14 protein-coding genes and 2 pseudogenes are annotated in these 12,590 nt (G+C 70.7%); 4 read left to right on the top strand and 12 right to left on the bottom strand.

The window, feature by feature from the left end; translation table 11 throughout:
* Positions 1 to 258: 258 nt before the first annotated feature.
* The 6 genes and pseudogenes from SMIR_RS41490 to SMIR_RS44745 all read right to left on the bottom strand — a co-directional run bounded on the left by SMIR_RS41490 (position 259) and on the right by SMIR_RS44745 (position 4,468).
* Positions 259 to 1,109: pseudogene (locus SMIR_RS41490) on the bottom strand (slipin family protein).
* A 182-nt stretch (positions 1,110 to 1,291) separates the two neighbouring features.
* Positions 1,292 to 2,197: a zinc metalloprotease HtpX gene (htpX, locus tag SMIR_RS41485; RefSeq protein ID WP_212728915.1), complete on the bottom strand. Its 906-nt coding sequence runs from the start codon at positions 2,195 to 2,197 to the stop codon at positions 1,292 to 1,294.
* Positions 2,198 to 2,202: 5 nt separating this feature from the next.
* Positions 2,203 to 2,481 (bottom strand): PspA-associated protein PspAA, encoded by a 279-nt coding sequence (pspAA, locus tag SMIR_RS41480; RefSeq protein WP_212728661.1) that lies wholly within the window; start codon positions 2,479 to 2,481, stop codon positions 2,203 to 2,205.
* A complete protein-coding gene (locus tag SMIR_RS41475; RefSeq protein ID WP_212728660.1) occupies positions 2,478 to 3,254 on the bottom strand; it encodes a PspA/IM30 family protein in 777 nt (258 codons plus the stop codon). Before SMIR_RS41475 ends, pspAA begins: the two co-directional genes overlap by 4 nt.
* Positions 3,255 to 3,596: 342 nt before the next feature.
* On the bottom strand, positions 3,597 to 4,169 hold the full coding sequence (locus tag SMIR_RS41470; protein WP_349636936.1) for a universal stress protein: 573 nt from the start codon (positions 4,167 to 4,169) through the stop codon (positions 3,597 to 3,599).
* Positions 4,170 to 4,231: 62 nt separating this feature from the next.
* On the bottom strand, positions 4,232 to 4,468 hold the full coding sequence (locus SMIR_RS44745; protein WP_349636935.1) for a universal stress protein: 237 nt from the start codon (positions 4,466 to 4,468) through the stop codon (positions 4,232 to 4,234).
* A gap of 247 nt (positions 4,469 to 4,715) precedes the next feature.
* Between SMIR_RS44745 and SMIR_RS41465 the strand changes: the two genes are divergently transcribed.
* Positions 4,716 to 5,696: an Acg family FMN-binding oxidoreductase gene (locus SMIR_RS41465; RefSeq protein ID WP_212728659.1), complete on the top strand. Its 981-nt coding sequence runs from the start codon at positions 4,716 to 4,718 to the stop codon at positions 5,694 to 5,696.
* Between the two features lie 173 nt (positions 5,697 to 5,869).
* On the opposite strand, the gene SMIR_RS41460 is transcribed toward SMIR_RS41465, so the two are convergent.
* From SMIR_RS41460 to SMIR_RS41435, 6 genes and pseudogenes are all read right to left on the bottom strand, one after another.
* Positions 5,870 to 6,223, bottom strand: coding sequence for a hypothetical protein (locus SMIR_RS41460; protein WP_212728658.1), 354 nt, complete (start codon positions 6,221 to 6,223; stop codon positions 5,870 to 5,872).
* Positions 6,224 to 6,229: 6 nt separating this feature from the next.
* Positions 6,230 to 6,915 (bottom strand): annotated as a pseudogene (locus SMIR_RS41455) (methyltransferase family protein).
* Complete coding sequence (locus tag SMIR_RS41450) at positions 6,915 to 7,157, bottom strand: hypothetical protein (RefSeq protein ID WP_212728657.1); 243 nt, start codon at positions 7,155 to 7,157, stop codon at positions 6,915 to 6,917. Before SMIR_RS41450 ends, SMIR_RS41455 begins: the two are co-directional and overlap by 1 nt.
* A gap of 13 nt (positions 7,158 to 7,170) precedes the next feature.
* On the bottom strand, positions 7,171 to 7,392 hold the full coding sequence (locus tag SMIR_RS41445; protein ID WP_212728948.1) for a hypothetical protein: 222 nt from the start codon (positions 7,390 to 7,392) through the stop codon (positions 7,171 to 7,173).
* Positions 7,389 to 7,658 carry a YgaP family membrane protein gene (locus tag SMIR_RS41440; RefSeq protein ID WP_212728656.1) on the bottom strand — a complete coding sequence of 90 codons (270 nt, stop codon included), beginning with the start codon at positions 7,656 to 7,658 and terminating at the stop codon, positions 7,389 to 7,391. Before SMIR_RS41440 ends, SMIR_RS41445 begins: the two co-directional genes overlap by 4 nt.
* A 51-nt stretch (positions 7,659 to 7,709) precedes the next feature.
* Positions 7,710 to 7,985: an SHOCT domain-containing protein gene (locus SMIR_RS41435; RefSeq protein ID WP_212728914.1), complete on the bottom strand. Its 276-nt coding sequence runs from the start codon at positions 7,983 to 7,985 to the stop codon at positions 7,710 to 7,712.
* Positions 7,986 to 8,192: 207 nt separating this feature from the next.
* Here SMIR_RS41435 and SMIR_RS41430 point away from each other — a divergent pair, with 207 nt between their 5' ends.
* Genes SMIR_RS41430 through SMIR_RS44150 form a run of 3 tightly spaced genes read left to right on the top strand, consistent with a single transcriptional unit; the run spans position 8,193 to position 12,584 of the window.
* Entirely contained in the window at positions 8,193 to 11,129 is a 2,937-nt protein-coding gene (locus SMIR_RS41430; RefSeq protein ID WP_212728655.1) for a heavy metal translocating P-type ATPase, read from the top strand.
* A gap of 7 nt (positions 11,130 to 11,136) precedes the next feature.
* Complete coding sequence (locus SMIR_RS41425) at positions 11,137 to 12,327, top strand: glycosyltransferase (RefSeq protein ID WP_249938692.1); 1,191 nt, start codon at positions 11,137 to 11,139, stop codon at positions 12,325 to 12,327.
* Positions 12,297 to 12,584 carry a YHS domain-containing protein gene (locus tag SMIR_RS44150; RefSeq protein WP_249938691.1) on the top strand — a complete coding sequence of 96 codons (288 nt, stop codon included), beginning with the start codon at positions 12,297 to 12,299 and terminating at the stop codon, positions 12,582 to 12,584. Before SMIR_RS41425 ends, SMIR_RS44150 begins: the two co-directional genes overlap by 31 nt.
* Positions 12,585 to 12,590: the final 6 nt, after the last annotated feature.

Genomic DNA, 12,590 nt, shown 5'->3' with positions numbered 1-12,590 from the left:
GTCAGCGACACCATGAGCACATGAGCATCGGCGTCGGCATCGGGATTCGGCGGGAAGCATGAAGCCTCACATGTTGTACGGTCGTGCGCGCATGGCGGGATCGGGCTCCTGGGCAAGGGCTGAGGCAACTGTGCACACCCCGTCTCACTCTCCTTCACTCTCCACAGGAGCCGCCGGGTGTTACAGGGCCGTAAGGGTCCCGCTTGGCCTTCCGGCCTGGGCCCCCGCCTGCGGGGCGGTGCAGGCCGGACAGACCGATCACGCGGTCTCGTTGGCCTCGTCGGGTACGGCGCTGGGCGCCGCCTCGGAGATCGCGGCCATCGCCGACGGGGACGCGGCTGACGCTGTCTCCCTGGCGAGGAACGAGCCGAGCTCGCCGATGGTGCTCATGAGGGGAGCGGGGAAGACGACGGTGGTGTTCTTGTCCACACCGATCTCCACCAGGCTCTGCAGATTACGCAGTTGCAACGCCAGGGGGTGGGCCATCATCGTGTCCGAGGCGTCGCCGAGCGCCGCGGCGGCGAGCGACTCCCCTTCGGCGCTGATGATCTTCGCGCGCTTCTCCCGTTCCGCCTCGGCCTGGCGGGCCATCGCCCGCTTCATGCTCTCGGGCAGCTGGATGTCCTTCAACTCGACGAGGGTGACCTCGACGCCCCATTCGGCGGTCGTGACATCGAGGATCTCGCGGATGTCCACGTTGATCCGGTCGGTCTCCGACAGCGTCTCGTCCAGCGTGTGCTGGCCGACGACCTTGCGCAGCGTGGTCTGAGCGATCTGGTTGATCGCCGACTGGACGTTCTCGATCGCGATGACCGATTTCACCGCGTCGACAATTCTGAAGTAGGCGACGGCCGACACATCCACGCTGACGTTGTCGCGGGTGATGATGCCCTGGACTGGATGGGCATCGTGACAATCCGCAGCGACACATGATGGAGGACATCGGCGACGGGGATGATGATCCGCAGCCCGGGGGACCGCGCCCCGACCAGCCGGCCGAACCGGAACAGCACGCCCTTCTCGAACTGCTTGACGACCTTCACGGCCATGGCGAGTGCCACCAGAGCCAGGATGGCGACGATGACCAGGACGGTGATCAGAACTCCCATGTGCTGCTCCTCGGGATGAGGACCGCGCCGTTCCCGAGCGGGGTCTCGTGGATGCGTCAGCGCGCAGGGGCTGCGGGTTCCGCCGCCGGGCTTGGCGGGAACCCACTGGCGTCAGCTGCCTCCGGGTAGGTCGGGCTCGCGCGCGATGCGCCGCTCCGGGCCGCCGGTGCGGCTGTGGACGGTCACGCCGCCTTCCCCAGTTGAGCGGAGATCTCCGCGAGCGCCTCCAGGCGACGTTCCAGACGGGGATGGGTGGAGAAGAGGTTGGCCACCGCCGTGCCGGGCCCGAGAGCCGGGGTGAAGAAGAACGCGTTGAACGCCTGGGCTGTGCGCAGGTCCTCAGTAGGGATACGGGCGATGTCGCCGCTGACTTTGGTCAGCGCCGAGGCCAGGGCGGAGGGTTTTCCGGTGAGCATGGCGCCGGCGCGGTCGGCGGCCAGTTCGCGGTAGCGGGACAGCGCCCGGATGAGCAGGAAGCTGATCGCGTAGACCAGGGCGGAGACCGCCATCACGGCCATGAGCAGTACGGCGGTGTTCTGGTCGCGCTGATCGCGTCCGCCGAACAACTGCGAGTAGAAGGCGAAACGCACGATGAGGCCGGCGATCACGCCCAGGAACGAGGCAATGGTGATCACCGCGACATCACGGTGTGCGACGTGGGACAGCTCGTGGGCGAGCGCGCCTTCGAGTTCATCGGTTTCCAGGCGGCGCTGGAGCCCGGTGGTCACGCACACCACGGCGTGGTTGGCGTTGCGGCCGGTGGCGAACGCGTTGGGCAGATCCATGTGGGAGACGGCCACCCGTGGTTTGGGCATGTCCGCGGCGGCGCACAGCCGGTCGACGACCCCGTGCAACTGGGGCTCTTCCTCAGCCGTGACGAGGTGGCCGTGCATGGCGTACAGGGCGATCCGGTCGGAGAACCAGTACTGGGCTCCCAGCAGGGCACCGGCGATGGCGACCACCACGACGACGGACTTGAGCAGCGCGATCAGCACGGCGATGAACGCCACGTACAGCAGCCCGAGCAGGAACATCGTGAGCAGCATGCGGGCGGTCAGCTGCCGGTCGGGGGCGAAGCGGCTGCGCATCGTCATCACCCCGGGATCAGGCCCTCGTCGGAGAGCAGTTCCCGCACCTGCGTGAGGCTGCTTGTCTCGTCGGGCAACACGAGGTCGGACGGCGTGATCCTCCCGTCCGGCAGAGGTGTGCCGATGCTGCGCACCGCGTCGAGCAGGGTCGACAGGGCGGTGGTGAACGTCGCCTCGTCGCCTCCTTCGGCGGCCGTCTGCAGGGCGGAGTCCAGCTCGTTGAGCCGGTCGAGGTGCTCATCGGCGATCTCGTACTGGCCCTCCCCGAGAATCCGCATAATCATGACGTCGCCTCCTGGTCCGGCGGGCCCTTCGGGGGTTCCCCGCCCTCCACCGCCGCTGGGGCGGCGGACGCTGGGAGCTGGGCCTTCATCCGGGCCAGTTCCTTGTCCACATCGCTGCCCGCGGTGACGCGCTCGAGCTCGGCCTGGATGTCGTCACGGCCGGCCGGGAGGGTGGCGTCCTCCAGCGCGCCGGAGGCGAGCAGTTCATCCAGCGCACCCGCGCGGGCCTGCAGTTGTTCGGTCTTGTCCTGGGCGCGCTGCATGGCCAGGCCGACATCGCCCATCTCCTCGCCGATGCCGGTGACGGCCTCGGTGATATGGGTCTGGGCCTCGGCCGCGGTGTAGGTGGCCTTGATCGTTTCCTTGCGGGTACGGAAGGTGTCGACCTTCGCCTGCAGGCGCTGGGTGGACAGCGCGAGTTTCTCCTCCTGCTCCTGCAGCGAGGCGTGCTGCGTCTCCAGATCCGTGATCTGCGAGGCCACCGCGGTACGCCGGGTCAGGGCCTCGCGGGCGAGGTCCTCACGTCCGGTGGCGAGCGCCTGCTGAGCCTGTCCCTCCAGCTTGCCGCTGGATTGCTGCAGCTGGCTGATCTGCAGCTCGATGCGTTTGCGGCTGGTGGCCACATCGGCCACGCCGCGGCGTACCTTCTGCAGCATCTCCAGCTGCTGCTCGTAGGAGTAGTCCAGCACCTCGCGGGGGTCCTCGGCCTTGTCCAGGGCCTTGTTCGCTTTGATCCGGAACAGGGCGGCTATGCGGTGAGCGATGCTGCTCATAGCGGCTTCTCTCGACGGGGATGAGCGATCAGCCAGGCCACGCCATCTTCGGCGAATACCTCCAGGCTCCGGCGCCGTGGCCCGGGCCGCGAACTCGACCCTGGTGTATCGGGCCCTTCACGGCGGACGGTGTAGGCGCAGGCCGTCGGCTGGCGTGGCAACCATCCTTGCCCTGCGATACCCGGTGAGGGTAGAGACCAGCGGTCCGCACATGGGGGCCGGTCGGACCCTGTGATGGTCCACGTCCCGGGAGCGGGCGCGACTGAACCGCCCGCCACAGCCGTGCGCAGCCACCCGCTGGGCACTGCTTGCCAGGATGCGTCCGTCAAGGCACAAGCCGGGTCAGTCGTGAGCGATGACAGCGACCGGGCACAGAGCGTGGTGAATGGCGGCGTGGGCCACCGGACCGAGGCCCGGTGTCAGGGCAGGGCGGTCGCGCCGCCGGCCGACGACCAGGAGGGCGGATCCTGACGCCCCATGCGCCATGGCCCGGCTGGCGCTGTCGAATATGACTTCGTCGAGGACCCGCACCCTGGGAAACTTTTCCTGCCACGGGCGGAGCGTCCTGCGCAGTTCCTGGCCCGCCGCCCTCGCGACAGCTTCGGCGGCCTCGGAGCTCGTGGACCAGAACGCGGAGGCCGGGACCGGCAGGCTCATACAGTGGACGGCACGCAGCGCACTGCCGCGACGGGCAGCGGCACCAAACGCGAACTCCAGCACCTCCTCGCACGTCGGGCGCAGGCTCAGTCCCACGACCACGCCGGGATCCTCCGCACAGGCTGCCTGATCGTCCTGCTGCTCATCGGCGCGGACCAGGACGACGGGCCGATCGGCTCGTGCCACCACGTGCAGACCGATGTCGCCGAGGAAGAAGCCCTCGACCCGGCCGATGCCTCGCGAGCCCAGCACCAGCATCTCGGCGTCGTGCGCGGCGGTGAGCAGGGCGGTGGTGGCATCCTCCGCAACCAGGCTCGTGGTCAGGGCAAGGCCCGGTAGCGTGCGCGCAGTTCGCTGTCCGCAGCGTGGAGGAGGCGTTGCTCCCCTTCGCGGTGCGCGTCCGCTTCCCAGATGTCCTCCCGCGTGTCCCGCGTGGGCGTGCATGCATGGATCAGGCGTAGCGGGAGCCCGCGTAGCACGGCCTCGCGTGCCGCCCAGTGCGCAGCGGACAGACTCTCCGGGGAACCGTCGAGGCCCACGGTGACGACAGGTTCCATAGCCGGTACCTCCGTGTCACCCAGGGCTGGGCCCTGGCCGACCCCCCTGCCCGACCAGCATCCACCGTCCGGAATCCCTCCGCATTCCTGAGGGACACAAACGGCTGGCTGCCCCTTTCCCCCGCGCTGTCCAGGCCCGTGCCGCTGGCCCTCGGCTCTCTTCTCGCCCTGGCCCCGAGTGGAATAGTGGAGGGAGAGGCGGGCCGTCCTCGCGCGCAGGCCCGTCGGCTCCCGGAGGGAGGCCCCGGTGCTGTCGCAACGGCTCGACGCCAAGGCGGTGACGGCCCTGGTCAAGGACGCCACGGCCGCTCCGTCCATGCACAACGCGCAGCCGTGGCGGTTCCGCTTCTTCCACGGCTCCAGCACCTTCCACCTGCGCGCGGATCCCGGGCGGGCCATGCCGCACGCCGACCCGGCAGGCCGCGCCCTCCACCTCGGCTGCGGCGCCGCCCTGTTCAACCTGCGCGTCGCCGCCGCTCACGCGGGCTGGGAGCCGGCCACCGAGCTGCTGCCCGACCCTGCCGACCCGCAGCTGCTCGCAACGGTGCGGCTGACCGACCCGGCGCGCATCAGCGGCGCTCTCGCCGCCCTGTACCCCGCGATCCCTCGCCGGCACACCAGCCGCCATCCGTTCGCGGAGACCGACATACCCCCAGCTGTGCAGGACACCCTCCGCGACGCCGCCCGCCAGGAGGGAGCACGGCTGGCCTTCCCCGGCGCGTGGCATGTGCAGTCGCTGCTGGAGCTGGTCCACGATGCGGAGGGCCGCGATGCGGTGGACGCCGAACGCGCCGAGGAACTGGCCCGCTGGACCCGCATCGGCGCAGACACGGCGACCGACGGAATCCCCGAGTACGCCTTCGGGCCCCGCAAGCGGGACGGTAAGGCACCGGTGCGCGATTTCGCGGGCCGCAGCCCTGTGGCAGACCGTGGAACCGCCACCTTCGAGCACACGCCTCATCTGGTCCTGCTCGGCACGTCCGACGACGGGCCGGACGACTGGCTGCACGCAGGCCAGGCGATGGAGCGCGTCCTGCTCCTGGCCACCGTGAACGGGCTGTCCACCTCGCTGACCTCCCACGCCCTCGAATGGCCCGACCTGCGCTGGATCGTGCGCGACCCGCAGACCGCCATGGGACACGTGCAGATGGTGCTGCGCCTCGGATACGGCCCCGAAGCCCCCAAGACGCCACGCCGCCCTGTGGAAGACGTGCTTGACGTCGAGTGAACCGCGCACGCCACACCGCCGTCCCGCTGGCCCAGGCAGAGGACGCGATCTCTGTTGGCTGCAGCGGCTGCCACAGCTCATAGGGGTGAACCCCCTGTAGCTCGGCGGGTCAGGACAAGGAGTCCCCAGGGACATCACGCCCCGGAGATCCCTGTCCGGAATCTCCGGGCCCCTCAGCTTGTCGCCCGGCGGCGGTGGTTGGGCTTGCTTGGCCATGTCCGTCCCTCCTGGTGTGCCGTTCGCGTCGCGGGTGTGTCCCGGTAGGTGTCGCCTGCGGCGTAGACCAGGGCGGCGGCGATGAACAGCGCGCCCCACCCGGCCCAGGCCGCCACGGGTGCGGTGGCCGCGAGGAGTGCGGGCAGCGGCAGCACATAGGCGATCAGGAGACCGGCGGCGGTGCGGTGCAGGTAGCGCGGTAGCACAGCGGCTTCGGGCCGGGGGCGCCGGACCAGGACGGCGCAGGCGAGGGTGGCCAGGGTCTGGACGCCGAGCAAGGCCCAAGCGAGGGGGAGCACGGCGCTTGCCACCGGGGTTCACCTCCGCGCCGACGGGGTCGAGCGGGGCTTGCCGGACGTGCCGTTGCGGGGAGCGGAGGGCCGTCGGCGCCGGGGCCAGAAGGCGGGCGTTTGCTGGGCATAGGCGTCCCAGTCGGCGCCGAACTCCTTGGCGACCTCGCGTTCCTCGCTGCGGGCCAGGCGTGTGTACACCCACACCAGGACCGGGAACATGATCAGGGTGGGGATGGTCGGCCACTGCAGCAGGAACCCGATCATGACCAGCAGCAGGCCGTCGTACTGCGGGTGGCGCACCCGCGCGTACGGGCCGGTGGTGGCCAGCCGGTGGTGCTGGGCGGCCTCGTGCAGCACCCTCCACGCCACGGCGATCAGCCAGAACCCGGCACCGATCGCGACGTAGCTGGCCAGGTGGAAGGGGCTCAGGTGCGCATCGCCCTTCCACCCGATCAGATCGTTCCACAGATGCCCGCCGGCGTGCGTGGCGCGCAGGGCCGGGAACTGCGAACCGAGCCAGCTGCCCAGCAGGTAGATGGTCAGCGGGGTGCCGTACATCTGGTGAACAGCGCCACCAGGAACGCGGTGAAGCCGCCCATCGCCCGCCAGTCCCGCTTGTTCTTCGGGTGGAAGAAGCTGATCGCGAACAGGGCGAACAAGGCGGTGTTGAGGATCACCAGCGGCCACAGGCCATACGCGGCGTCGGCCATCATGTCCTCCCAGTGGCGGTCGGCCGCCGGCCTGCCAGCTCATCCATGGCGCGGCGGTAGGCGGCCGGGTCGATCTGCCGGGTCTCAAGGCGATAGGCCAGGCGGCGCTCAGCGGCGGCGATGGCCGCCCGCTGGCCCGCGAGGCGTGCCAGCGGCGGGCAGCGGCGGCAGAAGACGGCCAGGTGCCACGCCGCCCAGCAGGCCCATCCGGCCAGGAGCAGTGCGCCGATCAGCCAGGTCATCGCGGTCTCCCCGCTAGTGGTGCCCGTCGCCGTTGCCGCCGCTCATGCCCCGCATCATCAGGGCCATCATGATCAGGCAGGCGAACGCCACGAAGATCCAGCCGACGCCGACGACGCCGGTGGCGACCAGGACGACGGCGATGATGATCATCGGGATGCAGCAGGCGATCATCATCCAGCCATGGCCGCCCCGGCCGCCCCGCTGGGGGCCATTGGACGGGTCTGGCGTGCTCATCGTGGGCTCCGCAGGGACTTGGGGACGTGGCCGAGCTTGGCGTACAGCGGGCAGTGCCCGAGCGCACCGGTGACCAGCAAGTCGAGCCCGGCCGCGATGAGCAGCACTTCCAGGACGACGGCCAGCACCGAACCGGCACCGGCGAGCAGGACGAGACCGGCGATGATCCCGGCGAGTCCGACGACGATGCGGCCGACGCGCTCGGCGGGGGTGATGTTCACGGTGCGCCAGGCGGGCGTGGACAGCGAGGTGTGGTGGCTGGTCATGGGGATCCCTCCGTGACGAAATCGCGGTGTGCGGTGGTCATGGCACCTGTGTCATGCGCGCTTGGGTGGAGAGGGGGCCTCGTGCAGGGCGGCCAGGCGCTGCCGGTACTCGTCCTCGTCGATCTCGCCGCGGGCGAACCGCTCGGCAAGAAGCTGTTCGGGTATGCGCCCGGGCGGGGCATGCACGTCGGTGCGGCCCAGGGGGTTGCTCAGAGCCCGGTAGAGCAGGACGCCGACGCCGATGATCACAGCCCAGAACAGGACCATGCCGACCGACATCGTGAACCAGCCCCACCCGCTGACGTTGTGGTCGTACCAGAACATCATCGCGCTCACTTCCCCAGCTCGCATGCGGCGGGCCTGGTGCCCACCATGGGTCTTGACTCCACTTTCCCCCTGCCCAGGCCGCGGTCGCAGGGGCCACACGGCCCCGCCCGGGAGACGAGAGACCCCTACCTGGTGCGGGTAGCCGAGGGAAGGGTGGAAGCAGCACGCCCGGCAGGGAGCCCGCAGCAGGACACGGAGATGGTCGAGATGACCGGAGCGGACCTGATCGTCATCGCGGTGGTGCTGGTCCTGGCGGGGCTGCTGGCCTGGTGGTTCTTCGGGCCCAAACCGGCCGAGGAGGCCACTGCGGCCGGGGAGGTGCAAGCGGTGACGGTGACGGTTCGCGGCGGGTACGCGCCGAACCGGATCCGGGTGCGCGCCGGCCGCCCGCTGAGGCTGACGTTCGACCGGCAGGAGAGCGGCGACTGCTCTTCGAAGGTGGTCTTCCCCGACTTCGGGATCTCCGCCGACCTGCACCCCTTCACCCGGACCACGGTGGAGCTGACACCCCAGCGGCCCGGGTCCTTCGGCTTCACCTGCGGCATGAACATGATCCACGGCACCCTGCTTGTCGAACCCGACCAGTCGTCTCAGCCCGACGGGCGGCCCGCGCCCGCGGCCGGGCACGCACCATCGCCGGGCGAAGTCGGCGCAGCGGAGCCCGGGCCGGAGTTGGTGGCGGCGGTGGCCGACGACGGCGTACAGCGCGCCGAGGTCCTGGTCCGCTCCGGCTACCACCCGGCGTGCGTCCTGGCCACGCCCGGGCTGCTGCTGCGGCTGGCGTTCACGCGGGACGAGGACAACCCGTGCAGCGCCCGCCTCATCGCGCCCACCCTGGGCGTCGACGCCGCACTGCCGCCGTTCGCCACCACCGTCATCGACGTGCCCGACGCGCCGGTCGGGCGGCACGAGTTTCGCTGCGGCATGGGCATGCTGCACGGGCAGATCGTCGTGGGCCCGGAACCCGAAGCGGCCCCGCCGACGCCGGATGGCGCAGCTGTCGGCCTCGTAGCCCCGGACGCCGCACCTGCTGCGCCCGCGTCCCGTGCGACACCCGCGCCGCCCGTGGCCGCACCGGAGGGCGAGGATGCTGAGGCTGCCGAGCGACGGGCGGAGATCGCCGACTTGGCGCGGCGGGTCTGGGTTGGGGCGGTGCTCACGGCGCCGGTGCTGTTCGGGGTGATGGCCGAGGACTTCTTCCACCCCGGCTGGCTGCCCGGCATCCTGACCAACGCGTGGTTCTCACTGGCGCTGATCGCTCCCGTGATGCTCTACACGGGCTGGCCGATCCACCGCACCGGCTGGCTGGGCCTGGCCCACCGCAGCCCGGACATGAACTCGCTGATCACCCTGGGCACTGTCGCAGCCTTCGGCTACAGCCTGGTGATCACGCTCGCCCCGTCCCTGGCGCCGGTGAGCGTACGCGGCGTGTATTACGAGGAGGTCGGGTTCATCCTGACCCTGATCCTGCTCGGCCGGCTGATCGAGGTGCGGGCCAAGGCCGGCACAGGAGAGGCCATCCGCTCCCTGCTGGGCCTGCGGGCCCGTACCGCCCGGGTGCTGCGCGACGGCGTCGAGTCCGAACTGCCGATCGGCCAGGTCCTGCCCGGCGACGTGGTCCTGATCCGGCCCGGGGAGAAAGTCCCGGTCGACGGCGAGGTCGTCGCCGGACATTCGGCGGTCGACGAGTCGATGATCACCGGTGAGCCGGTCCCGGTCGAGAAGAGCACCGGTGATGAGGTGGTCGGCGCCACGGTGAACGGCACCGGGTCGCTGCGGATCAAGGCCACCCGGGTGGGCGCGGACAGTGTGCTGGCCCAGATCGTGGAGATGGTGCGGCGGGCCCAGGCGTCCCGGCCGGCCATCGCCCGCCTGGTCGACCAGGTCTCGGCGGTGTTCGTCCCCGTCGTGATCTTCATCGCGCTGGGTGCGTTCGCCCTGTGGTACGTCACCGGGCCGTCCCCGGTGTTCACCTACGCGTTGATCACCGCCGTGGCGGTGCTGATCATCGCCTGCCCGTGCGCGCTGGGCCTGGCCACCCCGCTGGCCATCGTGGTCGGCACCGGCAAGGGCGCCACCAACGGCATCCTGTTCCGCAACGCGGAGGCCATCGAGACCTCCCGGCAGATCGACACCGTCGTGCTGGACAAGACCGGCACCATCACCGCCGGGCACCCCGCCCTCACCGACGTGATCCCCCTGCCCGGCTATGACGGCGATGACCTGCTCGGCCTCGCCGCAGCCGCCGAGGCCGACTCCGAACACCCCCTCGCGGCGGCTATCGTCACTGGCGCCCGCGACCGCGGCGTACAGGTCCCCACCGCATCGGGGTTCGAGTCGGTCACCGGCCAGGGCGTGAGGGCCACCGTCGACGGTCACGAGGTGCTCATCGGCAACGCCCGTCTCCTTACCGGTGCCCGGGTGGCCACCAGCGGCCTGGCGGACCGTGCCGGATCCCTGGCCGCGGATGGCAAGACCGCCATGCTGGTGGCTCTCGACGGGCTGCCCGCCGGACTGCTCGGCGTCGCCGACCCGGTCAAGGAGGACTCCGTCGCCGGGGTGGCCGCCCTGCGCGAGCTCGGGCTGCATGTGGTCGTGATCACCGGGGATGCGCGTCGGACCGCGGAAGCCGTCGCCCGCCAGGTGGGCATCGAGCATGTCCTGGCGGAGGTACGCCCCGAGGACAAGGCCGCCGAGGTCGCCCGGCTCCAAGGCGAGGGCCGCAAGGTCGGCATGGTCGGTGACGGCATCAACGACGCCCCGGCGCTGGCCCAGGCGGATGTCGGTTTGGCGATCGGCACCGGCACCGACGTGGCCATCGAAGCCGCCGACGTCACCTTGATGTCTGGCTCTCTGGCCGGCATCCCCACCACCATCCGGCTCTCGCGGGCGACGATGCGCAACATCCGGCAGAACCTCGCGTTGGCGTTCGGCTACAACACCACCGGCATCCCGATCGCCGCCGGTCTGCTCTACCCGTTCTTCGGCATCGTGCTCTCCCCGGTGATCGCTGCCGCCGCGATGGCCGCCTCCTCCCTGTCGGTGGTCACCAACGCCAGCCGCCTGCGCCAGGCCCGCATCACCGGCCCGGCCCACACCGGGACATCGGCCGGCCACCGCACCAGCGAGCACGCGGAAGGGTGAGATATAGATGCTGCAGAGTGTCGACGTGGGCCGCAGGCACCTGGACGCCTACCGCTCGGTGGTGGGCGACGCGGTCATCGAGGAGCTGCGGGCACTGGCCGCGCCGCTTCAGGGGGTGCGCGTCCTGCACGTCAACGCCACCGCCTACGGCGGCGGCGTGGCGGAGATCCTGCGCTCCGAAGTGCCGCTGCTACGGGACCTGGGCATCGTGGCCGACTGGAAGACCATCACCCCCGACGAGGACTTCTTCACCGTCACCAAGGCCATCCACAACGCCCTGCAGGGCGACCCGCAGGGTGTGACTGAGGCCCAGTGGCGCTGCTACGACACCTGCTCGGCGCGGGTGGCCGACCAGCTGGAGGAGTCCTACGACGTCATCATCGTGCACGACCCGCAGCCACTCGCCCTGCCGCACCTGCACGGCCGAGCCGGCGCGGTGTGGGTGTGGCGCTGCCACATCGATTCCTCCCAACCCAACAAAGGCGTGTGGGCCCGGTTGCGGCCGCTGCTGGCCGACTTCGACGCGGCCGTCTTCATCCTCGGCGCGTTCGCCCCGCCTGACCTGCCCACGGCACGGGTGGAGATCATCCCGCAGGCGATCGACCCGCTCAGCCCCAAGAACATGCCCATCGACAGCGCCCTCGCCGTCAGCGTGCTGGACTGGATCGGCGTGGACACCGCCCGGCCGCTGCTGGTCCAGGTCTCCCGCTTCGACCCGTGGAAGGACCCGCTCGGCGTCATCGCCGCCTACAAGGCGGTCAAACGCGACGTTCCCGCGGTGCAGTTGGCGCTGGTCGGCTCGATGGCCCTGGACGACCCACAGGGCTGGCAGGTCTACCAGCAGATCAGTTCTGCCGCGGCCGACGACCCCGACATCTCGCTGTTCACCAACCTCACCGGGGTCGGCAACATCGAGGTCAACGCCTTCCAGCGGCACGCAGACGTCGTGATCCAAAAATCGGTGCGCGAGGGCTTCGGCCTCGTGGTCTCCGAAGCCACCTGGAAAGGCACCCCTGTCGTCGCCGGCCGGGCCGGCGGTATCCCCCTGCAACTGACCGACGGCGCCGGAGGCTCGTCGACACCCCCGAGCAGTGCGCGAAGGCCGTCCTCGGCCTGCTCGCCGACCCCGCCCAAGCCGATCGGCTCGCGGCCGCCGGCCGCGACCTGGTGCTCCGGCGCTTCCTGCTGCCCCGCCTGATCGGCGACGAACTGCGCCTGATCGCCAGCCTGCTGGGCCAGCAACCGGCCGCCCCGAGCGCACTGACCGCCGCAGCGGGCACCGCGGCCGAGGACCGCGACCCGGTCTGCGGGATGCACGTCGACGCGACCGCCGAGCACCACAGGGAGTACGACGGCCGCAGGTTCCGCTTCTGCTCCGCCTCCTGCGCCCGCCAGTTCGCTGCCGACCCGGCCCTGTTCCTGCGCGCCCTCACCCGCGCCCAGGCCGGCGGCTGAGAGCAG

This window comes from Streptomyces mirabilis (assembly GCF_018310535.1).
Taxonomy (GTDB): Bacteria; Actinomycetota; Actinomycetes; order Streptomycetales; family Streptomycetaceae; genus Streptomyces.
The sequence above is the reverse complement of the archived record's forward strand: the minus strand, read 5'-3'. Positions and strand labels throughout refer to the sequence as shown.

Coding starts and splice junctions, on each gene's coding strand:
- htpX (WP_212728915.1), bottom strand. CDS start 2,197: ATGCGCAGCCGCTTCGCCCCCGACCGGCAGCTGACCGCCCGCATGCTG.
- SMIR_RS41470 (WP_349636936.1), bottom strand. CDS start 4,169: ATGCTGGTGCTGGGCTCGCGAGGCATCGGCCGGGTCGAGGGCTTCTTC.
- pspAA (WP_212728661.1), bottom strand. CDS start 2,481: ATGATTATGCGGATTCTCGGGGAGGGCCAGTACGAGATCGCCGATGAG.
- SMIR_RS41430 (WP_212728655.1), top strand. CDS start 8,193: ATGACCGGAGCGGACCTGATCGTCATCGCGGTGGTGCTGGTCCTGGCG.
- SMIR_RS41425 (WP_249938692.1), top strand. CDS start 11,137: ATGCTGCAGAGTGTCGACGTGGGCCGCAGGCACCTGGACGCCTACCGC.
- SMIR_RS41440 (WP_212728656.1), bottom strand. CDS start 7,658: ATGACCAGCCACCACACCTCGCTGTCCACGCCCGCCTGGCGCACCGTG.
- SMIR_RS41450 (WP_212728657.1), bottom strand. CDS start 7,157: ATGACCTGGCTGATCGGCGCACTGCTCCTGGCCGGATGGGCCTGCTGG.
- SMIR_RS41475 (WP_212728660.1), bottom strand. CDS start 3,254: ATGAGCAGCATCGCTCACCGCATAGCCGCCCTGTTCCGGATCAAAGCG.
- SMIR_RS44745 (WP_349636935.1), bottom strand. CDS start 4,468: ATGGAACCTGTCGTCACCGTGGGCCTCGACGGTTCCCCGGAGAGTCTG.
- SMIR_RS41445 (WP_212728948.1), bottom strand. CDS start 7,392: ATGAGCACGCCAGACCCGTCCAATGGCCCCCAGCGGGGCGGCCGGGGC.
- SMIR_RS41435 (WP_212728914.1), bottom strand. CDS start 7,985: ATGATGTTCTGGTACGACCACAACGTCAGCGGGTGGGGCTGGTTCACG.